Genomic DNA, 25,907 nt, shown 5'->3' on the forward strand with positions numbered 1-25,907 from the left:
TCGGGCTTGCCGTCCGAATGAGGCGCCCGTAGCGACCGTCCACCTTACGCGGCAATCAAGCCCAGGTCGCGTCAGGGTAACGGCCGCGTGTCGGACGTCACCAAGCGCAGGTCCGGCAAGGGAATCCCCGGGAATCGGATTCGCCGGGAATTCCCTTGCCGGGAAAGAAATCAGCGGTTGCGGGCCGCTTTTCCGCCCGCCTTCGGCTTCTGCTTCTTTTCGCGGACGCGCACATTCACCCGGACGGGACTTCCCGCGAAGCCGAACTGCTCGCGGAATTTCCGCTCGATGAACCGGCGGTACCCGGCCTCGAGGAACCCGGTGGTGAACAGCACCAGCGTCGGCGGACGGATGCCCGCCTGCGTCGCGAACAGCACCTTCGGCTGCTTGCCGCCGCGCACCGGCGGCGGCGTGGCCGCGACGAGGTCGGACAGCCAGCCGTTGAGCTGACCGGTCGAGACGCGCTGGTCCCACGACGACAGCGCCGTGCGCAGGGCGGGCGCGAGCTTGCGCACCGCGCGCCCGGTGAGCGCGGAGACGTTGACCTTCTCCGCCCACGGCACCCGCACGAGGCCGCGGTCCAGCTCGCGCACCATCGCGTACCGGCGGTCCTCGTCGACCAGGTCCCATTTGTTGAACACGAGCACGCACGCGCGGCCCGCCTCGACCACCATCGTCAGCACCCGCAGGTCCTGTTCGGTCAGCGGTTCGGAGGCGTCCAGCAGCACGAGCGCGACCTCGGCCGCGTCGATCGCGGTCTTGGTGCGCAGCGAGGCGTAGTACTCCGCGCCGTCGGCGAAGTTGACGCGCTTGCGCAGGCCCGCGGTGTCCACGAACCGCCAGACCTCGCCGTCCAGCTCGACCAGCGAGTCGACCGGGTCGACCGTGGTGCCCGCGACCGAGTCGACCACCGAGCGCTGCTCGCCGGAAATCCGGTTGAGCAGGCTGGACTTGCCGACGTTCGGCTTCCCGACCAGCGCGACGCGGCGCGGCCCGGCGGTCACCGTGCCCGCTTCGCGCGGCGCCTCGGGCAGCGCGGCCATGATGGCGTCGAGCAGGTCTCCCGAGCTGCGCCCGTGCAGCGCGCTGACCGGGTACGGCTCGCCGAGGCCCAGCGACCACAGCGACGCGGTGTCGGCCAGCAGCCGGTCGTCGTCCACCTTGTTCGCGGCCAGCAGCACCGGCTTCTTCGAGCGGCGCAGCACGCGCGCGACGGCCTCGTCGGTGGCGGTGGCCCCGACCGTCGCGTCGACCACCAGCAGCACCGCGTCCGCGGTCTGCATGGCCATCTCGGCCTGCGTCGCGACCGAGGCCTGCAGGCCGGTGGCGTCGGGCTCCCAGCCGCCGGTGTCGACGAGCGTGAACCGCCGCCCGGCCCAGAACGCGTCGTAGGCGACGCGGTCGCGCGTCACGCCCGGCACGTCCTGCACCACCGCTTCCCGGCGGCCGAGGATGCGGTTGACCAGCGTGGACTTGCCCACGTTCGGCCTGCCGACCACGGCGAGCACCGGCTGCGCGGCGGCCGCCCGGCCGTCGGCTTCCTCGGCCTCGATCTGCGCGTCGAGCGCGGCGAACTCGGACTCGTCCGACCAGCTTCCGTCGACTTCGCCGAGACCGTCCACCGCGCTGTCGGCGGCGTCAAACCCTGTCATCGTTTCCCAACTTCACCTACGGCGTGGCGAACCCGTGTTCGCCGCGCCAGTCGTCCAAAGCCTGCACGAGCGCCGCGAGCTGCGCGCGGAGCTCTTCGGTGCCCTGGTCCAGGCCCTTGCGGCCCGGACCGACCTTCATCGCGAACGGCTCCCCGAAGAGGACGTCCACGCGCGGGCGCCAGCGACGCTTTCCGTCGGCCGGCTTGCGCGTCCCGCGGATCGCGATCGGCAGCACGGTGGCTCCCGAAGCGCGCACGAGCCACGCCGCGCCGCGCTCGGCGGCCCCGACGTCGCCCTCGCCGCGAGTGCCTTCCGGGAAGATCCCGACCGCCCCGCCCGCCTTGAGCACCCCGACCGCCGTGGTCAGCGGCGTCCGGTCGATCTCGCCCCGGCGGACCGGGATCTGGCCGATCGCCCGCAGGAACCAGCCTCCGATCCCTTTGAACAGCTCGGCCTTGGCCAAGAACGCGCTGCGCCGCGGAAGCATTCCGATCACCAGCTGCGGATCGGCGTTCGAGCTGTGGTTCGCGATCACCACGAGCGGGCCGTCCGCGGGCGTCCGGTCGCGGCCGTGCACCCGGATCCGGAAGGCCGGACGCAGATAATACCGGCCCGCCGTGCGCCCGATGTCGAGCAGGAGGCCGTTCGCCCCCTCGGGGAGGGCGCCGCTCACCGGCTGACCCCGGCCTCGGCGGCGGCCGGTTCGGCCGGGCAGTCGCCCAGCAGGCCCCGGCCGCGGGCGAGTTCGGCCAGCGCGACGATCACCTGGTCGATGGTCAGCTCGGAGGTGTCCACCTGGACCGCGTCCCCGGCCGCGCGCAGCGGCGAGGCGGCGCGGGTGGAGTCGATCCGGTCGCGGCGCTCCACCGATTCGCGGGCGGACTCGACGCTCGATGCCCGGCCCGCCGCGGAGTCCTGGGTGTTCCGCCGCGCGGCGCGAACCTCGGCCGAGGCGGTGAGGTAGATCTTGAGCGGCGAGTCCGGCGCGACGGTGGTGCCGATGTCGCGGCCCTCCACGACGATCCCGCCGTCGTCCTCGATCGCGTCGGCGATGATCCGGCGCTGGCGGGCGACGAGCACCTCGCGCACCTGCGGCACCGCCGACACCGGCGACACCGCGCCGGTCACCTCGGGACCGCGGATCTCGGCGGCCACGTCCTCGCCGTGCAGGCGCACGTCCGGCCGCTCCGGGTCGGTGCCGAGCGCGAAGTCGACGTCGTGCGCGAGCGCGCCGATCGCGTGTTCGTCGGCGAGGTCGATCCCGGCCCGCAGCACGGCCAGCGTGACGACGCGGTACATCGCTCCGGTGTCGAGGTAGCGGGCGCTCAGCCGCCGGGCGAGCTTGCGCGCGACCGTGGTCTTGCCGGTTCCCGACGGGCCGTCCAGCGCGACCACCCCACGTAGGGCTCCCGTCACCGATGTTCTCCTCACGTTCGTCCCGCACTCCCGGTCCGCTTCATTCTGCCCGTAGCCGGTCCCGGCACCTCAGGCGGTGCCCGCGGCGCGTTTTCAGTCGACGCTAGACAATCTAGCGTCGCTAAGTTAGCGTTGCACTTGTTCCTAGCGCTGCTAACTCCCTGGAGAATCCCCCATGCTGATCACCGCCTACGTCCTCGCCGCCATCCCCGTCCTCGGGATCATCTACGTCGGCTTCACCTACCTGTTCGCTCCGGCGAAGACCGCCGCGACGTTCGGCCTGCGGGAGATCCCGACCGGCTCGACGGCGTTCTTCGAGATCAAAGGCGACCGCGACCTCGGCACCGGGCTGATGCTCGGCGTGGCGATGCTGGCGGGCAGCCCGCAGCTGGTCGGCTGGCTGCTGCTGGCCGCGACCGTCATGCCGGTCTGCGACATGCTGATCATCCTGCGGCACAAGGGCAAAAAGGGGATGGCCTACGGAGTGCACGGCGCGACCGCCGCGTTGATGGCCGTGACAGCGGTGCTGTTCCTGCTGGGCTGAACTCCGCGAATCGGACAATGAGTTACCGTGGCTGACGTGAACGTCGAAGTCACCCCTCTTCCCGGAATCGGTGTCCGCAAGGACTTCGCCACCCGCGCGGGACGCCGCATCGGCATCGTCACCCAGCGGGACGGCAAGATCGAGCTGATCGTCTCCAAATCGGACGATCCGGACGCCTGCCTCGCGTCGCTGCCGCTGACCGCGGACGAGGCCGGCGCCCTCTCGAACCTGCTCGGCGCGCCGCAGCTGGTGGCGCAGCTGAACGAGGAGCACCGCGAACTGCCGGGCATCAACACGAAGCAGCTGCCGATCACCGCGGACAGCCCGTTCGACGGCCGTTCGCTCGGCGACACCGCGATGCGCACGCGCACCAGCGTCTCGATCGTCGCGGTGATGCGGGCGGGCCAGGTGCACCCGTCGCCGACCCCGGACTTCCTCTTCACCGCGGGCGACCTGCTCGTCGTGGTCGGCACGTCCGAGGGCCTGGAAGCCGCCGCCAAGATCCTCAAGCACGGCTGATGGATCACACCGCACTCTCCCTGGTCGAACTCGGCGCGGTCTTCTTCGTGCTCGGCGCGCTCGGCAGGCTCGCCGGCCGGATCGGCCTCTCCCCCATCCCCCTGTACCTCCTCGGCGGCCTGTGCTTCGGCTCCGGCGGCCTGATCCCCCTCGCCGACATCGGCGATTTCGCCCACCTCGCCAGCGAAATCGGCGTGGTGCTGCTGCTTCTGCTGCTCGGCCTGGAGTACTCCGCGGCCGAACTGTTCACCGGCATGCGGCGGTCCTGGACCGCCGGGCTGGTGGACATCGTGCTCAACGCCGCCCCCGGCGCGGCGGTCGCGCTGATCCTGGGCTGGGGCCCGATCGGCGCGTTCGTCATGGCGGGCGTCACGTACATCTCGTCGTCCGGCATCATCGCGAAGGTCCTCGGCGACCTCGGCCGGCTCGGCAACCGGGAAACGCCGGTGGTGCTGTCGATCCTCGTGTTCGAGGACCTCGTGATGGCGCTGTACCTGCCGATCCTCACCGCGATCCTCGGCGGCGTCAGCCTGCTCGGCGGGCTGGAGGCGGTCGGCATCTCGCTGCTGGTGATCACCGTGGTGCTGGTGATCGCGCTCAAGTTCGGCCGGTACGTCTCGGCGCTGGTGGACAGCGACGACCGGGAAGTGTTCCTGCTCAAGATCCTCGGCGCGGCGCTGCTGGTGGCCGGGATCGCGTCGGCGCTGCAGGTGTCCGCGGCTGTGGGCGCGTTCCTGTTGGGCATCGCGGTGTCCGGGTCGACCGCGCACAACGCGACCCGGTTGCTGGAGCCGCTGCGGGACTTGTTCGCGGCGATGTTCTTCGTGGTCTTCGGACTGAACACCAATCCGGCGTCGATCCCGCCGGTGCTCGGCTGGGCCGCGGTGCTCGCGGTGGTGACGACGCTGACGAAGGTGGCCACCGGATGGTGGGCCGCGCGAAGGCAGAAGATCGGCCGTTTGGGCCGGGCCCGCGCCGGAGCGGCTTTGGTTGCGCGGGGCGAGTTTTCGATCGTCATCGCCGGGCTGGCTGTGACAGCTGGCGCAGTGGACGGCGAACTAGCCGCGCTCGCGACGGCTTATGTGCTGCTGATGGCGATCCTCGGCCCGACCGCGGCGCGAGTGGTCGAGCCGATCGCGAAAGCCTTGCAGCGCAAGGCCGCCGCGAAAGAAACCGTCACTGCCAGCTGACGTCGTAACTGGGCGGATGGTCCGTGAAGGGCTCCTTGAGGGAATTAGATTCTCTCAAGGAGCCCTTCACGGACTTTGTCAGCGCAGGTCGAAGCGCGCGGCAGCCGGAACGTGCGCCAGCGGACCTGCCGAGGTGGCCTCGGTCCACGGGCGCGCCGGAACCGCACCGACCAGCGGAACCCGGGCCGAGGTCTTGGCCAGGTCGATGGTCAGCTTCGGCGGATTCGCCGGCGCGGTGACGAACCCGTTGTCCGTCCCGCCGATCACCAGCGCCAGCCGGTGCCCGGCCGGGACGACGTGGTCCGTGCTCGCGAGCCGGAAAGTCATCGTGTACGCCTTGCCCGGCGTGAGCTTCGCTTCCCGGCTCAGGGACTGGTAGTTCGCCAGGTCCGCCCAGCCGCGGCTGATGATCGTGTAGTCCACCTTCTTGGTGTCCGCGCTGGTCACCTTGTAGCAAGCGCTGTCGCCGTCGGTGCTCGAACCCCAGCACGTGCGGTCCGTGCCGGTCACGATTCCCTCGCCGGGGCCCGAGAAGTTGCGGATCGTCGCCGGGCCGTAGTCCACCAGCATCGCCGACAGCCGCGCGGTCGAGGTGCTCGGCGTCGCCGTCACGGTGATCGACGAGGTGCCCGAGACCTGCACCGGCGAGGTGAGCGCTGCGGTGCTGTAGAGGACGCGGTTCGCCGACGTGGCCGACGGATTCGCCGCCCACTCGTTCTCCCCCACCTGCGGGTTGTCGGTGAACGACGCGGTGCCCCGGCTGCCCGCGGTGCCGAGCGTGCCGACGCCTGGCGTACGACCCGGCTGCGGGCGCAGGACCGTGGCCTGCGTGCCCGGCGCCGGGTAGGTCGCTTCGTTCGCCCACTGGTCCGGCTGCCGCTCGACGGTCGCCATCGGTTCCTTCTCGATGCCGTTGTCGATGCCCATCAGATAGTGGTCGAACCACCGGTGCAGGGTGTCGACCCACTCGGTGCGCCGGTAGTCGAACGGGTCGACGTGACCGGTCTGCGCGAGCCAGATCTTGCGCTGCACGCCCTTCGCGGCGAGCGCGTCCCACCATTGGCCGTAGTTGATCGGCATGACGTTCAGGTCGTTCACGCCGTGCGAGATGAACACGCTGGCGCGCACGTTCTTCGCGTTCGCCACGTAGTCGCGCTCCGCCCACAGCGGACCGTAGTCGCCGTTCTCGGTCGCGCCCTCGGCGAGTTTCCGGTTCTGCGCCGAACAATCCTGGCCGCCGTTGCGCCGCTCGACGGTCTGCGCGAGGCCGTCCGGGTTGAAGCCGAACGAGGCGCCGTCCGAGCGGTAGTAGTCGTACCAGGAGCTGATCGCGGAGATCGGCACGATGGTCTTGAGCCCCTCGACGCCGGTCGAGGCGACGCCGTTGGCGATGGTGCCGTCGTAGGACTTGCCGATCATCCCGACGCCGCCGTCGCTCCAGTCCGCCGACATCTTCGTGCCGCCGGTTTTCGCGGTGTAACCGGTCGCGCGGCCGTTCAGCCAGTCGACGACCTTCTTGGCCGACTGGACGTCCGAGTTGCCGCCGACGTCGACGCAGCCGGTCGACCGGTTGGTGCCCGCCAGGTCCACGAGCACCGTCGCGTACCCGCGCGGCACGAAGTAGTTGTCGTAGAACAGCGGGAAACCGACCGGGCGGCCCTGCGCGTCGTAGGTCTTGAACTGGGTTTCGTTGCCGCGCCCCACCGAGGAGTAGTACGGGCTGGCGTCCATGATCACCGGGATCTTCTTGCCCGCCTCGGCCGGTTCCTTCGGCCGCACGATGTCCGCGGCGACCCGGTCCGGGACGCCGTCCCCGTCGCCGTCCCGGCCGAGGTCCACCCACACCGTTTCGCGGATCGCCCCGGCGTAGTCGTACTGCGGTTCGCTCGCGGTTCTCGCCGGGGCGGCCGTCGCGGCCGCCGGCACCACCACTCCTGCGGCCAGCACCGCTGCGGCGCACAGCCCTGTCAGCACACGCATTCCCGTCGCCCTCCAGAGTCGTCGTCGGGTGCCGACAACTCAACCGGGGCGCCGGTGCCCGGCATCAGGGCCGAAAGTGGGGAACCGGTCAGAGTCCCACGGTGCGGTACAGCGTGCCGACCTCGCCGCGGTTCAGCCTGCGGATCGTGCCCTGGCGCTGGTTGCCGAGCTGCACGTCGCCGACCGCGGTGCGCACGAGCTTGCGGACCGGGTGCCCGGTGGCCGCCATCAGCCTGCGCACGATGTGCTTGCGGCCCTCGTGGATCACCAGCTCGATCATGCTGCGCCCGGAGTGCATGTCCTTGACCCGGAACTGGTCGACCTTCACGATCCCGTCCGGCAGCTCCCAGCCCGCGCGCAGCTCCTTGCCCAGCCCGCGCGGCACCAGGCCCTCGACTTCGGCGAAGTAGGTCTTGAGCACCCGGTAGGACGGGTGCATCAGCCGGTGCCCGAGGTCGCCGTCGTTGGTCAGCAGCAGCAGGCCCTCGGTGTTCTCGTCGAGCCGCCCGACGTGCACGACGCCCGGGGTCTCCTCCCACCGGCCGCGCAGGTAGTCGCCGACGCACGGGCGGCCCCGGTCGTCCGACATCGTGGAGTGCACGCCCTTGGGCTTGTTGAACGCGAGGTACACGAGGTCGTCGCGGAGGTTGACCCGCGTGCCGTCGACGTGGATCACTGCCTCGTCCGGGTGCACGCGGCGGCCCAGCTCGGTGACGACCTCGCCGTCCACCTCCACGCGGCCGGCCGCGATCAGGTCCTCGGCCGCCCGGCGCGACGCCACGCCGGCCTGCGACAGGACCTTCTGCAGGCGGATGCCGTCGGGGTGTTCGTCAGATGTCATCGATGGTGTCCACTTCGGGTAGCAGCGGAGCGATCGGGGGAAGGTCGTTCAGCGACGACAGCCCCAGTCGCTCCAGGAACAGCTCGGTCGTCACGTACAGCGTGCCCGTGGTCTCCGGGTCGGTGCCCATCTCCTCGATGAGCCCCCGCGCGAGCAGGGTCCGGATCACGCCGTCCACGTTCACCCCGCGCACCGCGGCGACCCGGGCCCGGGTGACCGGCTGCCGGTACGCGATCACGGCGAGGCTCTCCAGCGCGGCCCTGGTCAGCTTCGACCGCTGGCCGTCCAGCAGGAGCTTCTCCACGAACGGGGCGTAGGTGTCCCTAGTGTAGAACCGCCACCCTTCGCCCACGCGCCGCAGGTCGATCCCGCTCGCGCGCTCGGTGAACTTCTGCGCCATCGTCCGCAGCGCGACGGTCACCCTGGCGACCGGCTGCTGCAGCGTTTCGGCGAGGGAATCCTCCGCGATCGGCGAATCCACGACGAGCAGGAGCGCTTCGAGGGCGGCTTCGAGCGCCTCGTCGCTCTCTACGTTGGGCAGGCCGCTGTCTACGGCGACCAAGCCTTCGTCGTCGGCTGGCTCGGCTTCCGGCGCGGCATCGGGGGTGCCGTCAGCTTCCGGTGCGGCTTCAGCGGTTTCCGGCTCGGCTTCGGATGGCTCCGCCGCTTCGGGTTCCGGTGCGGCTGGCTCCGCGGCTTCGGGCTCCGGCTCGACGGCGTCGGCGGACTCCGCCTCGGGCTCGTTTTCCGGCTGCGGCGCGGTTTCCGGTTCCGTCTCCTCGGACTCCTCGGCCTGGCCGACCGGCGCGCGGTCGTCTTCGGTGCTCACCCGTATTCCTCCTCCTCGGCCGCCGCGCGGTCGTGCTCGGCGGCGGCGGACGCCTCGGCCACGCTGCCGCCGGTCCAGCGGACGTGCAGTTCCGCCAGTGCCTCCAGCTGGTCGAACTGCACCGACGATTCGCGGTACAGCTCCAGCAGCGCGAGGAACCGGGCCACGACCTCCACCGTGTGCTCGCAGTCCGAGGTCAGTTCCTTGAACGTCGCCTGTCCGGCCTCGGCGAGCTTCAGCCGCAGCAGCGCGGCGTGTTCGCGCACCGACACGCGTCCCATGTGGATGTGCGCGATCGACACCTGCGGCGGCGGTTTCGGCCGGAACACCGCGACCGCGATCTCCGCGAACCGCTCCGGCGTGACGCCCAGCATCACCTCCGGCAGCAGCCCGAGGTACCGCTCTTCCAGCGCCACCGACCGCGGGTACCGCCGCAGCGCGCCCTCTTCCAGCTCGCCGAACAGCGCGGCCACCTGCTTGTACGCGCGGTACTGCAGCATCCGCGCGAACAGCACGTCGCGGGCTTCCAGCAGGGCCAGGTCGTCCTCGTTCTCGACCTCGGCCGCGGGCAGCAGCCGCGCCGCCTTGAGGTCGAGCAGGGTCGCCGCGATCACCAGGAACTCGGTGGTCTCGTCGAGGTTCCAGTCCGGGCCGAGCGCGCGGGTGTAGGCGATGAAGTCGTCGGTGACCGTGTGCAGGGCGACCTCGGTGACGTCCAGCTGGTGCTGCGAGATCAGCTGCAGCAGCAGGTCGAACGGGCCCTCGAAGTTCTGCAGCCGCACCTTGAACTTCGAGGCGTTCTCGTCGGCGGCGGCGTATCCCTCGGGGATGGTCCCGCCGTGCACCGTCTCGTGCTCGGCCGGAGCCTCGGGAGGCGCGGCCTCCTCCGGAACTTCCGCGCCCACCGAGCTTTCCGGGGTCGCGGCATCGCCGGGTTCTTCCGTGCTTTCTGGGTTTTCCGAGACCGCCGCTTCCGGCTCCGGCAGCTCGGCCGATGCCGGTTCGTCCATCAGCCCTCGGTTCCGCCGTCCTCAGCGTCCGACCGCAATCGCTGCACCAGCACGGATTCCTCGCCGCGCTGGTCGAAGTCGGCGAGCAGCACGGCGACCGCTTCGCGGACCAGCCTGCCGCGGTCGACGACCAGCTCGTGCTTGGCGCGGAGGTTCAGCCGGGCCTGCTCCATCGCGAGCAGTTCCTCGCCGGACACGTAGACGGTGATCTTCGCGTCGTGCTTGGTGCGCCCGGACCCGCTGCGCGCCGCGTTGCGGGCCAGCTGGTCGGTGTCCGCCGGGGCGCTCGGCTTGCCGCGCGGGGCCACCGGTTCCGCCGGAGCGGGCACGGAGGGGCGTTCGAGTGCGGGGGTCGCCGGGCTGGAGGTGAGGCGGAAGAGTTCCGACGCTCCGGGCAGGGAAGCGCGCCTGCTCACCGAGCGATCACCTCGCGGGCCAGCGCGCGGTAAGCCGCGGCGCCGGCGGATTTGGGGGCCCAGGTCGTGATGGGCTCGCCCGCGACCGTCGTCTCGGGGAACCGCACGGTGCGGTTGATCACCGTGTCGAACACGGTGTCGCCGAATGCCTCGACCACGCGAGCCATGACCTCCTTCGAGTGCAGGGTTCTCGGGTCGTACATCGTGGCGAGAATCCCCGTGATGTCCAGTTTGGGGTTGAGGCGTTCCTGCACCTTCTCGATCGTGTCGATCAGGAGCGCGACGCCTCGCAGACTGAAGAACTCGCACTCCAGGGGGATGATCACACCGTCCGCGGCGGTCAATGCGTTCACCGTCAACAGGCCGAGCGAGGGCTGGCAGTCGACAAGAACATAGTCGTAGTCGTTCATCACCGGACGAAGGACCCGTAACAACGTGTGCTCGCGCCCTACCTCTGCGACGAGCTGGACCTCCGCCGCGGACAGGTCGATGTTGCTCGGCAGCAGGTCAACGCCGTCGACGCGGGTTTTGCGGAGCACGTCCTCGATCTGCACCGAGCGCTCCATGATGACGTTGTAGACCGTCTGGTCCAGTTCGTGCGGCTGAATGCCGAGCCCGACCGACAGCGCGCCCTGAGGGTCGAAATCGACCAGCAGCACGCGGCGGCCGCATTCGGCGAGCGCGGCGCCGAGGTTGATCGTGGACGTGGTCTTGCCGACCCCGCCCTTCTGGTTGCACATCGCGAGCACCTTCGCCGGGCCGTGCCGCTCCAGCGGCGGCGGCTCGGGGATCTCGCGCAGCGGCCGCCCGGTCGGCCCGATCCCGCTCTCCGCGCGCTCCTTCGCCCGCATCCGGGCGCGTTCGGCGCGGGTCAGCGGCCGTTCCGGCTCGTCGCCCTCGTGGTCCGCCGGGGTGGCGATCCGCGCGTGCTCGAGATTCGCCGCGGCCGAACCGGAGGTCCCGGCGGACCCGGCTGGCCCGGCTGGCGCTGCCGGGTCCTCCGGCTGGTTCGGGGTCGGTGTCGACATGGCGCGAAAGCTCCTTGTTCGGCGGGGTCTGGCGCAGCCTATGCGGATTTCCGGAGCACCGGCAAAGCGCCGCGCCGGGCCGCACGGGCCGAGTCACCGCAGCGTGGGAAGGCTCTAGGACCGCTGGAGCGTTCAGCCGAGCGCGCGCGGATGCGCGGTGGCGTAGACCTCTCGGAGCGTCGTCACCGTGACGAGCGTGTACACCTGGGTCGTGGTCACCGACGCGTGGCCGAGCAGTTCCTGCACCACACGGACGTCCGCGCCGCCTTCGAGCAGGTGGGTCGCGAACGAATGGCGCAGGGTGTGCGGCGAGACCGCGGCGGTGATCCCGGCTCGCTCGGCGGTGTCCTTGAGGACCTGCCACGCGCTTTGCCGGGAGAGCCGGCTGCCGCGGGCGTTGAGGAAGATCGCCGAGGTGCCGCGTCCGTTCGCGGCGAGCGCCGGACGGGCGCGGACCAGGTACGCGTCGAGTGCTTCCAGCGCGGGACGGCCGATCGGCACCAGCCGTTGCTTGCCGCCCTTGCCGTCGAGCAGGACGGTGCGCTCGGTGTCGTCCACGTCGTCCACATCGAGCCCGACCGCCTCGGAAATCCGCGCTCCGGTCGAGTACAGCAGCTCCAGCAGCGCCCGGTCGCGCAAGGCGCGTTCCCCGTCCGGCGGCGGAGTGTCGAGCAGCTTGAGGACATCCGCGACCGGCAACGCCTTGGGCAGCCGTTTCGCCGCGGCCGGCGGACGGACGTCGCGCGCCGGGTCGTGCTCGGTGAGACCGTCCGCGTGCGCGAACTTGTGCAGCCCCCGCACCGCGACCAGCGCTCGCGCGGCCGACGACGCGGCCAGCGGCTGATGTTCCTCGTCGCCCTCGCGCAGCGCGGCGCCGAACGACGTGACGTGCGCGGGCGTTACCTCGGCCAGCCGCGCGACCCCCGCCGCTGCCAGATGGGCGGCGTAGCGGCGGAGGTCGCGGGAGTAGCTGTCGAGGGTGTTGCGGGCGGTGCCGCGCTCGACGACGAGGTGGTCGAGGTACGTGGCGATCGCGCCCCGCACCTCGACACCCGCATCATCCACGCCGACACTCTAGGACGGCGCACCGACAGAACCGGGAAATTCAGCCCTCGGCCAGTCGGCGAGCGAACCGCGACGGCCGGTCCTGCCACGGCGCGTCGGCCGGGCGCGTCTTCGCCGCGCCGGTCAGCACCGCGTGCGCCGACAGCACGCCCGAGACAGTCGCCCCGTTGACCAGCTCGCCGGAAAGAGCCATCCGGACCGCCTCGGCGAGCGGGAACTTCCGCACCACCAGGTCGGCCTCCTCCTCGCCGAGCACGTCACGGTCCACTTCGGACAGATCGCGCGCGAGGAAGACGCGCACCACCTCGTCGGTGAACCCGGGCGAGGCCGCGACGTCGACCAGCGTGTCCCAGCTGCCCGCAGCGAGCCCGGCCTCTTCGGCCAGCTCGCGCCGGGCCGCGTCGACCGGGTCCTCCCCCGGCTTGTCGATCAGCCCGGCGGGCAGCTCCCACAGCCTGCGCCCGAGCGGATGCCGGTACTGGTGCACGAGCGTGACGTTGTCCTCGCTGTCCAGCGCCGCGATCACCACCGCGCCGAGGTGTTCGACCACCTCGCGCTTGGCGGTTTCCCCGCCGGGCATCACGACGTCGTCGACCCGGAGGCCGACGACGCGTCCCACGTGGACGACCGTGCTGCCGGCCACGGAGAACTCGTGCGTGCCGGGCGCGCTCACCGAGCCGCCACGGGCGTCTCGGGCAGTTCGACCGGGAGCCGCTCGGCGACCTTGCGGTCCACGACCGCCTTCACGAACGCGCTGAACAGCGGGTGCGGCCGGGTCGGGCGGCTCTTCAGCTCGGGGTGCGCCTGGGTGCCCACGAAGAACGGGTGCACGTCCGCGGGCAGCTCGACGAACTCGACCAGGCGGTCGTCCGGCGAGGTGCCGGAGAACACGAGTCCGGCGTCGCCGATCTGCTTGCGGTAGGCGTTGTTCACCTCGTAGCGGTGCCGGTGGCGCTCGGACACCTCGCCCGCGCCGTACGCCTTGGCCACCTGCGAGCCCGCCTTGAGCTTCGCCGGGTACGCGCCGAGCCGCATCGTGCCGCCCATGTCGCGCTCGCCCGCGACGACGTCGCGCTGGTCGGCCATGGTCGAGATCACCGGGTGCTTGGTGTCGTCGTCGAACTCGGCCGAGTTCGCGTCCTCGATGCCCGCCAGGTTCCGGGCGCTCTCGATGACCATGCACTGCAGGCCGAGGCACAGCCCGAGCAGCGGCACGCCGTGCGTGCGCGCGTACTGGATCGCGCCGACCTTGCCCTCGATGCCGCGGATGCCGAACCCGCCCGGGATCAGCACACCGTCCACATCGGACAGCACGGAGGCCGCGCCGGATTCGGTCTGCGCGTCGTCCGAGGCGACCCAGACGATCTCGACCTTGGCGCGGTGCGCGAACCCGCCCGCGCGCAGCGCCTCGGTGACCGAGAGGTACGCGTCCGGCAGGTCGATGTACTTGCCCACGACCGCGACCCGGACGATCTCGCTCGGGTTGTGCACGCGGTCGAGCAGGTCGCCCCACACCGTCCAGTCGACGTCGCGGAACGGCAGGCCCAGGCGGCGCACCACGTAGGCGTCGAGCGCCTCGCCGTGCAGCACCTTCGGGATGTCGTAGATCGAGCGCGCGTCCGGGCAGGCGATGACCGCCTCGGTGTCGACGTCGCACATCAGGCCGATCTTGCGCTTGAGGTCGTCCGGGATCTCCCGGTCCGCCCGGCACACCAGCGCGTCCGGCTGGATGCCGATGTTGCGCAGCGCGGCGACCGAGTGCTGGGTCGGCTTGGTCTTGAGCTCGCCCGACGGCGCGAGGTAGGGCACCAGCGACACGTGCAGGAAGAAGCAGTTCTCCCGGCCGACGTCGTGGCGCACCTGGCGGCACGCCTCGAGGAACGGCAGCGACTCGATGTCGCCGACCGTGCCGCCGACCTCGGTGATCACCACGTCCGGCGCGACGCCGTTCTCGTCCGGCCCGGCCGCGGCGGTGATCCGCGCCTTGATCTCGTCGGTGATGTGCGGGATCACCTGGACGGTGTCGCCGAGGTACTCGCCGCGGCGTTCCTTGGCGATCACCTCCGAGTACACCTGTCCGGTGGTGACGTTCGCCTTGCCGTCGAGAGAGCGGTCGAGGAAGCGCTCGTAGTGCCCGATGTCGAGATCGGTCTCGGCGCCGTCGTCGGTGACGAACACCTCGCCGTGCTGGAACGGGTTCATCGTCCCGGGGTCGACATTGAGGTACGGGTCGAGCTTCTGCATCGTCACGCGAAGCCCGCGCGAAGTGAGCAGCTGTCCGAGGCTGGACGCCGTCAGACCCTTACCCAGAGAGGAGGCAACGCCTCCGGTGACAAAGACATACTTGGTAGCCCGCGACTGAAGTCCCACGGGCCGCCAGCATATCCCACTCCGGCCAGATCGCTCGCCGACGCCTCTTCCCGGCGCGGCGGAATCGGTTCACCCGCGCCGCGCTAGGCTTCGCGGCGTGCCGAACCTCCGCGATGACCACTGGACCGCCCCGGTCGCGGGCGCCTCTCTGGACGCCGCGGTGCGCGTCCCCGGATCGAAGTCGATCACTAACCGGGCCTACGTGCTCGCCGCGCTCGCGAGCGCGCCCACCCGGGTGCGCCATCCGCTCGATTCGCGCGACACCCAGCTGATGCTCGGCGCGCTCGCCTCGCTGGGCGCGCGGTCGGAAAAGACCATCGACGGCTTCCTCGTGCACCCGCTCGGCACCATCAGCGGACGCGGCGACGAGGCTGAGGTCGTCCTCGGCAACGCGGGAACCGTGGCGCGGTTCACCCCGGCGCTCGCCACCCTCGGCGACGCCTCGGTGCGGTTCGACGGCGACGACGCGATCCGCCGCCGTCCGATCGACCCGCTGCTGGCCGCGCTGCGCAAGCTCGGCGCGCGGATCGACGACGGCGGACGCGGCGCGCCGCCGTTCACCGTCCACGGCACCGGCGGGCTGCGCGGCGGCCGGGTGGACCTCGATTCGTCGGCCTCCAGCCAGTTCCTGTCCGCGCTGCTGCTCGCCGGTCCGGCGTTCGAACAGGGCGTGACGGTGCGGCTGGTCGGCGGCGCCCCGCCGAGCGAACCGCACATCGCGATGACGCTCGACATGCTGCGCCGGTTCGGGGCCACAGTGGACCGTACCGGCACGGAATTCCACGTGGAGCCCGCGAAACTGTCGTGCCCGGAGTACGTCGTGGAGCCGGACCTGTCCACCGCGGCCCCGTTCGTGGCCGCCGCGGTGGTCGGCGGCGGGACGGTCCGCGTGCAGGGCTGGCCGAAGCAGACCACGCAACCGGGCGACTGGCTGCGCGGCCTGGTCGCCGAACTGGGCGCGAAGGCGACCCTGGACGACACCGGCCTGTCCGTCACCGGCGGCGGCGCGTTCCCCGGCATCGACCTCGATCTGCACGAGGTCGGCGAACTGACCCCGGTCATCGCGACGATGCTGTGCTTCGCCGAGAGCCCGTCGAGCATCACCGGCGTCGCGCACCTGCGCGGCCACGAGACCGACCGGCTCACCGCGCTGGCCACCGAACTGTCCGGACTCGGCGCGGGCGTCACCGAGCTTGAAGACGGCCTGGAAATCACCCCGGCCCCGATGCACGGCGGCGTTTTCCACACTTACGAGGACCACCGGCTGGTGATGGCCGCCGCGGTGCTGGGCCTACGCGTGCCCGGTGTGCTGGTCGAGAACCCGGACACCGTCGGCAAGACGTTCCCGAAGTTCGTGGAGACCTGGACCGACGCCGTCAGCTGAGCATCCGGCGGATTTCATCGGCGACCACCTCGGGTTCGGTGATGGGCACCAGATGCCCGGACTTCTCCGCGATCCGATGCCGCCCATGCGGCGAAACCCGTTGCGCGTGCGCGGCATTCGCCTGCGCGCGCACCGCGGCGTTCATGCCGTCGCCAGCACGCCCGCCGGACACGACTGTCACCGGATAGTCGCCCGGCGCAGGCGGGTTTGCCCGCCAGGTTGCCAACTCGTCAAGGAACGTCCGAGCCTGCTCGGTCTGCGTGCGCAACACCTGCGGCGTAAAGCCTTCGCGCACCAGATCGCGCCGGACGTCTTCGGGAGCCGCCCGTAACATCGGTCGGTACAAGAACTTCAGCAACCCGGTCGCCGCGAGGACCCGGCCAGCGCGCAGAAAAGCCCGCTCGGCACTGCGGAATCGGGGCGAGAACAGGACATCCGCCGCTTCGTCGGTCGGGTCGACCAGGACGAGACCCGCGATTTTCGCCGAGGTCCGGGACGCGGCGAGCCGCACGATCGGTCCCCCGGCACTGTGCCCGACGAGCACGTACGGCCCCGAACCGAAGTGGCTCAGCACGTCCACGAGGTCGTCGGCCATCCGGTCCAGCGTCCGCCCGGACGGATCCGGCGCGCTGCGGCCGAGCCCGGAGCGGTCGTAGACCACCGCCCGCGCGAACTCGCCGACCAGCGGCTGCACAAGCCCCCACGAAGACCGGCCCGCGCCCGCCCCGGCCTCGAACACAACCGTCGGACCGGAGCCGGGACCGGGCAGCACCATCGCGTACAGCCGTCGTCCGTCCTTTGTGGACACCCACTCCGGCTCGCCCTGCACGTGCGCCATCAGCGACCCCCAGCTCGAAGTTAGGGTCACCTTACTAGACGGTCAGCCCGCCGGGCGCTCGTCCTGCTCGTCGTCCCCGAACAGATCGCGCAACGTCACCGCACGGTTGACCCGCACGTGCTCGGCCGCATACTCGCGCGCCCGCTCCACGTCGCCGGACCCGATCGCGTCCACCAGACGGCGGTGCTCGTCGAGCAGTTCGTCCCAGTGCTCGTTCTGGCTGGTCAGCCACCGCAGCTGGCCTTCGAGCGGATGCAGCATCGTGGTGAGCAGCCGGTTGCCCGCGACGGCGACGATCTCGTCGTGCAGCCTGCTGTTGACCTCGGAGATCCGCGCGCCGTCGCCACCCTGAGTGACCCGCGCCGACTCGGCGAGCAGCCGCTCCAGCCGCCGCATCTCCGGTTTCCCGGCCCGTTCCGCGGCGCGCGCGGCGGCGAGGCTTTCCAGCGCCTCCCGGACGTCGAACAGCTCCTCGACGTCCACCCGCGCCAGCTGCCGCACCACCACCCGCCGGGGCGAGGGCACGACCACGAACCCCTCGGATTCGAGGCTGCGGATCGCCTCGCGCACCGGCACCCGCGACACCCCGAGATCCTCGGCCAGTTCGCGCTCGACCAGCCGGTCCCCCGGCCGCAGCCGCCCGGTCAGGATCCGCTCGCGCAGCTCGTCGAGCACCCGGGCCCGCGTCGCCGCCAGCGGCTGCCGATCCTCCGTGGCGCCCACCTGTCCCCCTCTCCGCGCCGACGCCGGCCGGCATCGGACATCGCCGAGTTTATCGGGAAGGGGGTTGACTCAGCAGCCGCGCGGAGCGATATTTGGGATCCCAAGTTTGGGATACCAAAGCTGCCGGCACGTCGACCGGAGGTCTGCAATGACGCACGCCCCGTCCACCGAAACCAGCGCGACCAGCACAACCGAACCCGACCCCCGGCTGTGGAACGAGGACCTCGCGCCCGCCAAGGAGCGCCGCTGGAAGGTGTACGACATCTTCGCGCTCTGGATGTCGGACGTGCACAACCTCGGCAACTACACCTTCGCCGCCGGGCTGTTCGTGCTCGGGCTGTCGGCCTGGCAGGTGTTCACCGCGCTGCTGTTCGGGTTCGTGATCATTTTCTTCGGGATGAACCTGATGGGCCGGATCGGGCAGCGCACCGGCGTCCCGTTCCCGGTGGTGGCGCGGATCAGCTTCGGCACCTTCGGCGCGAACCTCCCCGCGCTGATCCGCGCGGTGATCGCGATCTTCTGGTACGGCATCCAGACCTATCTCGCGAGCGTCGCCATCACGCTGCTCGTGCTGGCCATCGACCCCGGCCTGAAACCGTTGACCGAGCACAGTTTCCTCGGCCTGCACGCGCTCGGCTGGATGTGTTTCGTGGCGCTGTGGCTGGTGCAGGCGTTCGTGCTGACCCGCGGCATGGAGGCGGTGCGGAAGTTCCAGGACTGGTGCGGGCCGCTGATCTGGATCGTCATGATCGCGCTCGCGGTCTGGATCCTCGCCGCGAGCCACTGGCACATCTCGTTCACCAGCAGCCCCCGGCACCTGTCCGGCGGCGAGCAGGTGCGGCAGTGGTTCGGCGCGGCCGGGCTGATCCTGTCCACCTACGGCACGCTGATGCTCAACTTCTGCGACTTCTCCCGCAACGCCCCGGACCAGAAAACGGTGCGGCGCGGCAACTTCTGGGGCCTCCCGGTGAACTCGACGGCGTTCGCGCTGCTGTCGGTGATCGTCACCGCCGGCAGCCTGCAGGTGTTCGGCGAGGCGATCACCGACCCGGCCGAACTGCTCGCCAAGGTGCACAACACGCCGGTGCTGATCATCGGCGCGCTGACCTTCGCGATCGCCACCATGGGCGTCAACATCGTCGCGAACTTCGTCTCCCCCGCCTACGACCTGGCCAACATCTGGCCGAAGCGGATCTCGTTCACCGTCGGCGGGATGATCAGCGCCGTCGCCGCGCTGTGCGTGCTGCCGTGGAAGCTGTACTCGTCGCCGGTGGTGGTCAACTACTTCCTCGGCGGGCTCGGCGCGTTCCTCGGGCCGCTGTTCGGGATCATGATCGTCGACTACTACCTGATCCGCCGCGGCAAGGTCGACGTCGAGCAGCTGTTCGTCCGCGACGGCAAGTACCCCAAGGTGAATCCGCGCGCGATGGCCGCGTTCTTCCCGTGCGCCGTGCTGTCCGCGGTGATCGCGCTGGTGCCGTTCTTCGCGCCGGCCGCGCCGTACTCCTGGTTCCTCGGCACCGCCAGCGCCGGATTGCTCTACTACGCCGTTTCGTACCGCCAGCGGAGGGCTTGATGCGGATCCTCGTCACCAACTGCAACACCACCGAGGCCATGACGAAGGAGATCGAGACCGGAGCGCGGGCCGCGGCCAGCCCCGGCACCGAAATCGTCGCTCTGACGCCGAAGTGGGGCCCGGAATCGGCCGAGGGCTGGCTGGACAGCTTCCTGTCCGCGGCCGCGGTGCTGGACTTGTTGCGCACCACCGAGGAATCGTTCGACGCGGTCGTCCTCGCCGGTTTCGGCGAGCACGGCCGCGAGGGCGCGCGGGAATTGCTGGACGTGCCGGTGGTCGACATCACCGAGGCCGCGGCGCATCTCGCCGGGCTGCTCGGCCGCCGGTACGGAGTGGTGACGACGCTGGACCGCACGTGCGGGCTGATCGAAGACAGCCTGCATTCGGCGGGCGTGGACCGCAACTGCGTCGCGGTCGTCGGCACCGGGCTGAGCGTGCTGGAGCTGCGCGACGAGGAACGGACCGAATCGGCCCTGCTCACCGCGGGTCTGCGGGCGCGCGACGCCGGGGCCGAGGTGCTCGTGCTCGGCTGCGCCGGGATGACCGGGCTGGACCGCAAGATGTCGGCGATGCTCGACGTCCCGGTGGTCGACGGCGTCGCCGCCGCGGTCCGGCTCGCGGAATCCCTGGTGGCGCTGGGATTGCGCACCAGCCGGGCCGGGTCCTACGCCCGTCCGCTCGACAAACACCGGACCTGGCCCGGGGAATGACCGCTCAGGCGCGCACCGGCACCCGGGCGCGCCCGGTCAGCGCCTTGCTCCACGGCAGCCGCCGCAGCACCTCGACGATGCCGAAGGTCAGCGCGATCGTCGCCGGGTACGCCACCAGCGTCGTCCACGGCGCGCCGAACCGGTCCCCGACGTACACGAACAGCGGATCCAGCAAGGCGATCGCGATCGGGTGGGTCAGGAACACCGCGAACGACCGGTTCACCGCCCAGGACACGAACCGCCCGCCGCGCTGCCTGCTCTCCGCCCAGCGCGCGCCCGCCAGGTAGATCCCGGCGATCGCCGCGACGAACCACGGGATCAGGTACGGGCGGAAGGCGTCCGACGCCATCTCCGGCCACTCTCCGAAGTGGACACTCACGAAGTAGCCGGTCTCCGCGATCACGAGCCCGCCCGCCATCGCCAGCAGCACCCAGCGCGAATGCGTGCGCAGCCAGGCGTGCACCGCCTCGAAGTGCAGCGCCGCCGCGGCACCGAGCAGCATGTAGAACTGGTACACGACGAAAGTCGCGAAGAACTGGCTGACGAAACCGTAGCCCAGCACGGCGGGCGGGTAGCTCATGAAAATCGCCACCGCCGCCTGGATCGTGCCGGAGACCGCCAGCACCGTCCACGGACGGCGGCGGATCAGGTCGAACAGCTTGGCCAGCAACGGGAAGAGCAGGTACACCTGCAGCGTCACCAGCATGAAATACATGTGGTACCAGGCGTTCCCGGTGAGCAGGTCGAGCCCGAGCGTGCGCAGCTGCGCGCCGATCGACCCGAACGGCTGATCCGAGGTGATCAGCGAATAAACCCGGTAGATGACCGTCCACACCACGTAGGGCACCGCGACCAGCGGAAACCGCTTGCGCCAGAACTTCCCGGCCGGCACCGGACGGTCCCGGTAGCCCAGCACGAGCACGAACGCGGTCAGCGCGAAGAACGCCTCGCGGGTCAGGTGCAGCGGCGTCTGGATCGCGTCGGCGACGACGTCCTGCTGGAAGGTCGTGGAGCCGATCACATGGATGAGGATGACCAGCGCGAACGTGACGACGCGGTACAAATCGAGCTGCCGCAGGTGCGTCGGCCTGGCGGGCGCCGGCTCGTCCGCACGGACGAGCGGGATCTCGGTAGTGGTCATCGTTCGGCCGTGCTCCCGGGGTCGTTGGCGCTCATGGTGCCAGGCTCTCGTGCGCAGCTGTGAGCCACCCATGATCTTCCTGAGACTCGCCTGATGCCGCGCGGAACGGGTGTCGGGTCAGCCACACCCGTACGGGTGAACCGGCGCCACCCCGCGGCACCGGACCACTCGCCCCGCTTGGAACAGGCCGTTCGTCGGGCGTTTCCGGACACTTCACCACAAATCGCCCCGGCCGGGAAATTGGTCTAGTCCACAGTATTGACTCCGGCTGTGCCCTGGTTCACATTCGAATGCGGGCCGGCCCCCGCTCCTGCAGTGATCACCCGTTGTCCGACGCTTGCCGCGCATTCCGGTGCGGCGGGCGGACTTCGCTTGTGCGAGGGAGAAACGCTTATGCCCCACCGGACCTTGAGACCGCTGGCCGTGGCCTGCGCCGCCGTGGCCGCCGTGGTCGTGGCCGGTCTCACCATCCTGGCCCGGCCCGCCCCGGCCACCGCGACGCCCGCGCCCTCCTCGGGAGGGATGCGCATCGCCTACTTCGACCAATGGAGCATCTACCAGAACGCCTACTACCTCAAGAACGTCGACAAGATCGCCGACAACATCGACTACCTGCTCTACGACTTCGAGAACATCGACCCGAACAACCTCACCTGCTTCGAGACCACGAAAGCGACGACCCCGGACCCGGGCGGCGAGGACGACCCGAACGCCGGCGACGGCGCGGGCGACCAGTTCGCCGACTACCAGAAGTCGTTCGGCTCGGACATCAGCGTCGACGGTTCCGCCGACACCTACAACATGCCGATCGTCGGCAACTTCCACCAGCTGCAGGAACTCAAGGCCCGGCACCCGAACCTGAAGGTGCTGCTGTCGCTCGGCGGCTGGACGTATTCGAAGTACTTCTCCGACGCGGCGGCGAGCGACGCCTCGCGCAAGAAGTTCGTGAGCTCCTGCATCGACATGTTCATCAAGGGCAACATCCCGAACGCGGGCGGCTTCGGCGGCCCCGGCACCGCCGCGAACATCTTCGACGGGTTCGACATCGACTGGGAGTACCCGGCGCACCCCGGCGGCCACACGGGCAACCACTACAGCCCGAACGACACCCAGAACTTCACCTCGCTGCTCGCCGAGTTCCGCAGCCAGATGGACGCGCTGGGCAAGCACTACGCGCTGTCGGCCGCCCTGCCCGGCGGCCAGGACAAGATCGCGAAGATCCAGACCGACAAGATCCACCAGTACATGGACTTCGCGGACCCGATGACCTACGACATGCACGGCGCGTGGGACAAGACCGGTCCGACGAACTTCCAGGACCCGCTCTACCCCTCGGCGAACGATCCGTCGCCGACCATCCCGCCGGGCACCGAGAAATACACCATCGATCAGGTGATGAAGGCGTACACGCAAGGCGATCCGGCGTACGGCATCCCCGGCGGGTTCCCGGCTTCGAAGCTGACCTTGGGCATTCCGTTCTACTATCGCGGCTGGACCGGCGTTCCCGCGGGCTCGAACCACGGGCTGTACCAGACAGCGACCGGTCCGTCCGCGCCGCATCCGTTGAGCGGCAACGTGCCCGGCGTCGCGATGTACAAGGAACTCTCCGGCGTGGTCGACAATCCGTCGACGACGTTCTGGGACCCGACAACGCAATCCGCGTGGTTCTACGACGGGACGAGCTTCTACGGCGGTTCGTCGAAACAGTCGATCAAGGCACGCACCGATTACATCCATTGCAACGGCCTCGGCGGCGCGATGATGTTCTCGCTGTACGACCTCGACCCTGATTCGACGCTGTTCCACGCCGTCGTGGACGGGCTCGCCGCGCCGACGGAGGGCTGTTCCGGCCCGCCGCCGACCACCCCGACGACGCCCACCACGCCGACCACACCCACGACCCCGACCACTCCGACGACCCCGACCACGCCCACTACGCCGACCACTCCCACGACTCCGCCGGGCGGCCAGTGCACGGCGGCGGCCTGGGACTCCGGCAAGGTGTACAACGGCGGCGCGGTCGTGTCGTACAACAACCACACCTGGACGGCGAAGTGGTGGACGCAGGGCGAGCAGCCCGGCAGCGCCGACGTGTGGACGGACAACGGAGCCTGCTCCGGCGGCGGCGGTCCGACGACCGCGTGCCCGGCGGCGTGGAACACCTCCCAGTCCTACAACGCGGGAGCGGTGGTGTCCTTCAACGGCCACCGCTGGTCCGCCAAGTGGTGGACGCGAGGCGAACAGCCCGGCAGCGCGGCGGTCTGGGCTGACAACGGCACCTGCTGACCCCGCAGCAGGCGCATGAATAACGGCGGCGGTGCCGGAATTCCCTACCCCGAAGGGATTCCGGTGCCGCCGCCGGCTCTTGTCCGCGGGACGCCGCCGGGATCCGCCCGATCGCGGCAGGCGCACAAAGTCGGCGGCGGTACCGGATTCCCCCACCCTCGAAGGGAATCCAGCACCGCCGCCGACTCTTGTGCGGGAGGCGAAAAGTCTCTCGTTCAGTTCCCCGAAGTGGCCACGCCCGGCGCGATCGCCTGCGCGTTGCCCGCGATGCCGTAACGCCCCGAACCGCCGTTGAGCTGCTCCTGCAACGCCAACACCGTCGCCACCCGGCCTGCCGCCGAATCCGCGTTGTCCACAGTGGACAGAATCGACGTCGCCGACGTGTCCGCGCGCACGACGCCGATCGGACCGGACCCCTCGGCCGAACCCGGGTCGCCGGCCAGCACCGTGCCCGCGCCGGAACGGTCCATCTGCGCCGCGAACCGCGCGATCGTCGCCGCCCGGTCCCCCGCGCCGTCGCCGGTCTCCTGGGCGCCGGTCAGCACGATCGCCAGCTGCGCGGGCTGCACGCCCTGGCTCGGCTTCACGAAACCGCCGTCGGTCAGCCCGCCGAGCGCGGCGGCCAGTTCGTCGCCGCTCGACTGCGGTTTCGCGCTCGCCTTGTCCAGCAGCAGCGTCGAGCCGAGCAGCGCGCCGGCGAGCGTGCCGGAGTCGCCCGCGGTCGGGAACTTCGCCCCGGCCGGCTGCAGCCGCGTGACGACGTCGCGCAGCTGGTCGGCCTTCGCCGGGTCGGTGAACGCGCTGGTGAGCTGCAGTTCGCCGGTCACCGAGGCACCGGACTGGCCCACGAGCTTCTTGAGCGCGTCGCGGTCGGCCGGGCGCGCGTCCTGCGTGGTGACGATGACGACGCTGCGCTTGTCGAGCGCGCCCGCGACGACCTTCGGGCCCATGGTCCCGGCGAACGCGTCCGCGTCGGACAGCCGCGCGTTGAGCGCGTTGCGCTGCGCCTGGAGATCCGACACCTGCGTGCCGAGGTCTTTCTTCTGGTCCGAGAGCCCGGACAGCAGCGAACCGTTGAGCGCGGTCGAGCCCAGCACCACGCCGACGGCCAGCGCCAGGAAGCACGCGGTGATGGAAACGATGTGGTACCGCAGGGAAATCACGTGAAGAGACCCTTCACCCAGGCGACGAACGTGGACCAGGTGTGCTGGATCCACTCGAGGTAGACGGAGCCGACGTCGGAGACCAGCAGCGCGGCCACGACGACGACGATGGCGGCGAGGACGAGCAGCGCGACCGCGCCGAGCGACACCCGGCTGCGGTGCAGCGTCGCGACGGCCTTGCCGTCGACCAGCTTCGTGCCGAGCTTGAGCCGCGTGAGGAACGTGGACGGGTTCGACCCGGACCGGCCGTGGTCGAGGAATTCCCGCAGCGTGGCCTGGAACCCGACGGTGACGACGAGGCTCGCGCCGTGCGCGTCGGCCAGCAGCAGGGCGAGGTCCTCGGCGTTGCCGGTCGCGGGGAAGGTGACCGCGCCGATGCCGAGGTCCTGGATCCGCTCGACGCCCGGCGCGTGCCCGTCCGGCTGCGCGGGGACGACGACCTCGCCGCCGCTGCGCAGCGTCGCGGTGCCGATCCCGGTCGGGTCGCCGACCATGACGTCGGGCTGATAGCCCTGCGCGCGCAAGGTGTCCGCGCCGGCGTCGACGCCGATCAGCACCGGCCGGTGCTCGCCGATGTACTTCTTGAGCTTCTTGAGGTCCTCGGCGTGCCCGGTCCCCGCGGCGACCACCAGCACGTGCCGGTCGCGCACCGGGACCTTCAGCTCCGGCACGCCGACGCCGTCGAGGATCAGCGTCCGCTCGCGGCGGAGGAACTCGATCGTGTTGGCGGAGAAGGCTTCCAGCTGGGTCGACATCCCGGCCTTGGCCTCGATCATCTGGTCGGCGACGCTTTCCGGGGTCTGCTCGACCCCGGTCGCCAGCTGCCGCTCCCCCAGGTAGACCGCGCCCTCGTGCACGCGCAGTTTCGTGCCGTCCTTGACGGTGCGCAGCAGTTCGCCGCCCACCGAGTCGATCAGCGGAATGCCCGCCGCCACCAGGATTTCCGGGCCGAGGTTGGGGAACCGGCCGGAAATCGACGGCGAGGCGTTGACCACCGCGGCGACCTCGGCGGCGACCAGCGCGTCGGCGGTGGCCCGGTCGAGGTCGAGCTGGTCGAGCACGACGATGTCGCCGGCGCTGACCCGGCGCAGCAGCTCCCGCGTGCGCCGGTCGACCCGCGCGACACCGATGACGCCGGGAAGGGCTTCGTGGTTCCGCGCGAGAAGACCAGTGAGCTTCATGTGGCTGATGGTGACAAATTTGTGCCTGGGGACGGAGCCGACGCG

General features: G+C 70.5%; 24 protein-coding genes. 7 read left to right on the top strand and 17 right to left on the bottom strand.

Features of this window, described 5'->3' with window-relative positions; all coding sequences use genetic code 11:
- Window positions 1-170 precede the first annotated feature (170 nt).
- From der to cmk, 3 genes are read right to left on the bottom strand one after another with little or no spacing between them, the layout of a single operon-like run.
- On the bottom strand, window positions 171-1,652 hold the full coding sequence (gene der, locus ACFXI3_RS14675; RefSeq protein WP_344277510.1) for a ribosome biogenesis GTPase Der: 1,482 nt from the start codon (window positions 1,650-1,652) through the stop codon (window positions 171-173).
- Between the two features lie 16 nt (window positions 1,653-1,668).
- On the bottom strand, window positions 1,669-2,325 hold the full coding sequence (locus ACFXI3_RS14680; protein ID WP_378399885.1) for a lysophospholipid acyltransferase family protein: 657 nt from the start codon (window positions 2,323-2,325) through the stop codon (window positions 1,669-1,671).
- Window positions 2,322-3,047 (bottom strand): (d)CMP kinase, encoded by a 726-nt coding sequence (gene cmk, locus ACFXI3_RS14685; protein ID WP_344277645.1) that lies wholly within the window; start codon window positions 3,045-3,047, stop codon window positions 2,322-2,324. The genes ACFXI3_RS14680 and cmk overlap by 4 nt, the downstream gene beginning before the upstream one ends.
- A 196-nt stretch (window positions 3,048-3,243) precedes the next feature.
- Between cmk and ACFXI3_RS14690 the strand changes: the two genes are divergently transcribed.
- From ACFXI3_RS14690 to ACFXI3_RS14700, 3 genes are read left to right on the top strand one after another with little or no spacing between them, the layout of a single operon-like run.
- Window positions 3,244-3,612, top strand: coding sequence for a DUF4267 domain-containing protein (locus ACFXI3_RS14690; RefSeq protein WP_378399886.1), 369 nt, complete (start codon window positions 3,244-3,246; stop codon window positions 3,610-3,612).
- A 36-nt stretch (window positions 3,613-3,648) separates the two neighbouring features.
- Complete coding sequence (locus ACFXI3_RS14695) at window positions 3,649-4,131, top strand: cation:proton antiporter regulatory subunit (protein WP_378399887.1); 483 nt, start codon at window positions 3,649-3,651, stop codon at window positions 4,129-4,131.
- Window positions 4,131-5,321: a cation:proton antiporter gene (locus ACFXI3_RS14700; protein ID WP_344277524.1), complete on the top strand. Its 1,191-nt coding sequence runs from the start codon at window positions 4,131-4,133 to the stop codon at window positions 5,319-5,321. The genes ACFXI3_RS14695 and ACFXI3_RS14700 overlap by 1 nt, the downstream gene beginning before the upstream one ends.
- A gap of 78 nt (window positions 5,322-5,399) precedes the next feature.
- Here the strand turns inward: ACFXI3_RS14700 and ACFXI3_RS14705 are convergent, their stop codons facing one another.
- The 9 genes from ACFXI3_RS14705 to ACFXI3_RS14745 all read right to left on the bottom strand — a co-directional run bounded on the left by ACFXI3_RS14705 (window position 5,400) and on the right by ACFXI3_RS14745 (window position 14,860).
- Entirely contained in the window at window positions 5,400-7,301 is a 1,902-nt protein-coding gene (locus ACFXI3_RS14705) for a Xaa-Pro dipeptidyl-peptidase (protein WP_378399888.1), read from the bottom strand.
- An 88-nt stretch (window positions 7,302-7,389) separates the two neighbouring features.
- Complete coding sequence (locus ACFXI3_RS14710) at window positions 7,390-8,142, bottom strand: pseudouridine synthase (RefSeq protein ID WP_182896874.1); 753 nt, start codon at window positions 8,140-8,142, stop codon at window positions 7,390-7,392.
- On the bottom strand, window positions 8,132-8,971 hold the full coding sequence (gene scpB / locus ACFXI3_RS14715) for an SMC-Scp complex subunit ScpB (protein ID WP_378399889.1): 840 nt from the start codon (window positions 8,969-8,971) through the stop codon (window positions 8,132-8,134). Before scpB ends, ACFXI3_RS14710 begins: the two co-directional genes overlap by 11 nt.
- On the bottom strand, window positions 8,968-9,981 hold the full coding sequence (locus ACFXI3_RS14720; RefSeq protein WP_378399890.1) for a segregation and condensation protein A: 1,014 nt from the start codon (window positions 9,979-9,981) through the stop codon (window positions 8,968-8,970). The genes scpB and ACFXI3_RS14720 overlap by 4 nt, the downstream gene beginning before the upstream one ends.
- Window positions 9,981-10,397, bottom strand: coding sequence for a cobyrinic acid a,c-diamide synthase (locus tag ACFXI3_RS14725; RefSeq protein ID WP_378399891.1), 417 nt, complete (start codon window positions 10,395-10,397; stop codon window positions 9,981-9,983). The genes ACFXI3_RS14720 and ACFXI3_RS14725 overlap by 1 nt, the downstream gene beginning before the upstream one ends.
- Window positions 10,394-11,425: a ParA family protein gene (locus tag ACFXI3_RS14730; RefSeq protein WP_370936343.1), complete on the bottom strand. Its 1,032-nt coding sequence runs from the start codon at window positions 11,423-11,425 to the stop codon at window positions 10,394-10,396. The genes ACFXI3_RS14725 and ACFXI3_RS14730 overlap by 4 nt, the downstream gene beginning before the upstream one ends.
- Before the next feature lie 132 nt (window positions 11,426-11,557).
- Window positions 11,558-12,490: a site-specific tyrosine recombinase XerD gene (xerD, locus tag ACFXI3_RS14735; RefSeq protein WP_344277544.1), complete on the bottom strand. Its 933-nt coding sequence runs from the start codon at window positions 12,488-12,490 to the stop codon at window positions 11,558-11,560.
- A gap of 40 nt (window positions 12,491-12,530) precedes the next feature.
- The gene (locus tag ACFXI3_RS14740) at window positions 12,531-13,163 is read right to left on the bottom strand and encodes an NUDIX domain-containing protein (protein ID WP_378399892.1); all 633 of its coding nucleotides are present in this window, start codon (window positions 13,161-13,163) and stop codon (window positions 12,531-12,533) included.
- Window positions 13,160-14,860, bottom strand: a complete 1,701-nt coding sequence (locus ACFXI3_RS14745; protein ID WP_378399893.1) for a CTP synthase — start codon at window positions 14,858-14,860, stop codon at window positions 13,160-13,162. Before ACFXI3_RS14745 ends, ACFXI3_RS14740 begins: the two co-directional genes overlap by 4 nt.
- Window positions 14,861-14,957: 97 nt before the next feature.
- Here ACFXI3_RS14745 and aroA point away from each other — a divergent pair, with 97 nt between their 5' ends.
- The gene (gene aroA, locus ACFXI3_RS14750) at window positions 14,958-16,244 is read left to right on the top strand and encodes a 3-phosphoshikimate 1-carboxyvinyltransferase (RefSeq protein WP_378399894.1); all 1,287 of its coding nucleotides are present in this window, start codon (window positions 14,958-14,960) and stop codon (window positions 16,242-16,244) included.
- Here aroA and ACFXI3_RS14755 read toward each other — a convergent pair.
- Both ACFXI3_RS14755 and ACFXI3_RS14760 read right to left on the bottom strand, forming a co-directional pair.
- Window positions 16,237-17,112: an alpha/beta fold hydrolase gene (locus ACFXI3_RS14755; RefSeq protein ID WP_378399895.1), complete on the bottom strand. Its 876-nt coding sequence runs from the start codon at window positions 17,110-17,112 to the stop codon at window positions 16,237-16,239. The genes aroA and ACFXI3_RS14755 overlap by 8 nt on opposite strands.
- A 12-nt stretch (window positions 17,113-17,124) precedes the next feature.
- Window positions 17,125-17,805: a GntR family transcriptional regulator gene (locus ACFXI3_RS14760; RefSeq protein ID WP_378399896.1), complete on the bottom strand. Its 681-nt coding sequence runs from the start codon at window positions 17,803-17,805 to the stop codon at window positions 17,125-17,127.
- A 148-nt stretch (window positions 17,806-17,953) separates the two neighbouring features.
- Between ACFXI3_RS14760 and ACFXI3_RS14765 the strand changes: the two genes are divergently transcribed.
- Both ACFXI3_RS14765 and ACFXI3_RS14770 read left to right on the top strand, forming a co-directional pair.
- The gene (locus ACFXI3_RS14765) at window positions 17,954-19,381 is read left to right on the top strand and encodes an NCS1 family nucleobase:cation symporter-1 (protein WP_378399897.1); all 1,428 of its coding nucleotides are present in this window, start codon (window positions 17,954-17,956) and stop codon (window positions 19,379-19,381) included.
- On the top strand, window positions 19,381-20,091 hold the full coding sequence (locus ACFXI3_RS14770) for an aspartate/glutamate racemase family protein (RefSeq protein WP_378399898.1): 711 nt from the start codon (window positions 19,381-19,383) through the stop codon (window positions 20,089-20,091). Before ACFXI3_RS14765 ends, ACFXI3_RS14770 begins: the two co-directional genes overlap by 1 nt.
- A gap of 4 nt (window positions 20,092-20,095) precedes the next feature.
- Here the strand turns inward: ACFXI3_RS14770 and ACFXI3_RS14775 are convergent, their stop codons facing one another.
- On the bottom strand, window positions 20,096-21,232 hold the full coding sequence (locus ACFXI3_RS14775) for an acyltransferase (RefSeq protein WP_378399899.1): 1,137 nt from the start codon (window positions 21,230-21,232) through the stop codon (window positions 20,096-20,098).
- A gap of 393 nt (window positions 21,233-21,625) precedes the next feature.
- On the opposite strand from ACFXI3_RS14775, the gene ACFXI3_RS14780 reads away from it, so the two are divergent.
- The gene (locus tag ACFXI3_RS14780) at window positions 21,626-23,518 is read left to right on the top strand and encodes a glycosyl hydrolase family 18 protein (protein ID WP_378399900.1); all 1,893 of its coding nucleotides are present in this window, start codon (window positions 21,626-21,628) and stop codon (window positions 23,516-23,518) included.
- A gap of 215 nt (window positions 23,519-23,733) precedes the next feature.
- On the opposite strand, the gene ACFXI3_RS14785 is transcribed toward ACFXI3_RS14780, so the two are convergent.
- Window positions 23,734-24,681, bottom strand: a complete 948-nt coding sequence (locus tag ACFXI3_RS14785) for a copper transporter (protein ID WP_344277572.1) — start codon at window positions 24,679-24,681, stop codon at window positions 23,734-23,736.
- Entirely contained in the window at window positions 24,678-25,862 is a 1,185-nt protein-coding gene (gene steA / locus ACFXI3_RS14790) for a putative cytokinetic ring protein SteA (RefSeq protein WP_344277573.1), read from the bottom strand. The genes ACFXI3_RS14785 and steA overlap by 4 nt, the downstream gene beginning before the upstream one ends.
- Between the last annotated feature and the right edge of the window lie 45 nt (window positions 25,863-25,907).

The organism is Amycolatopsis sp. NPDC059235, assembly GCF_042754125.1.
Lineage (GTDB): Bacteria > Actinomycetota > Actinomycetes > Mycobacteriales > Pseudonocardiaceae > Amycolatopsis > Amycolatopsis albidoflava.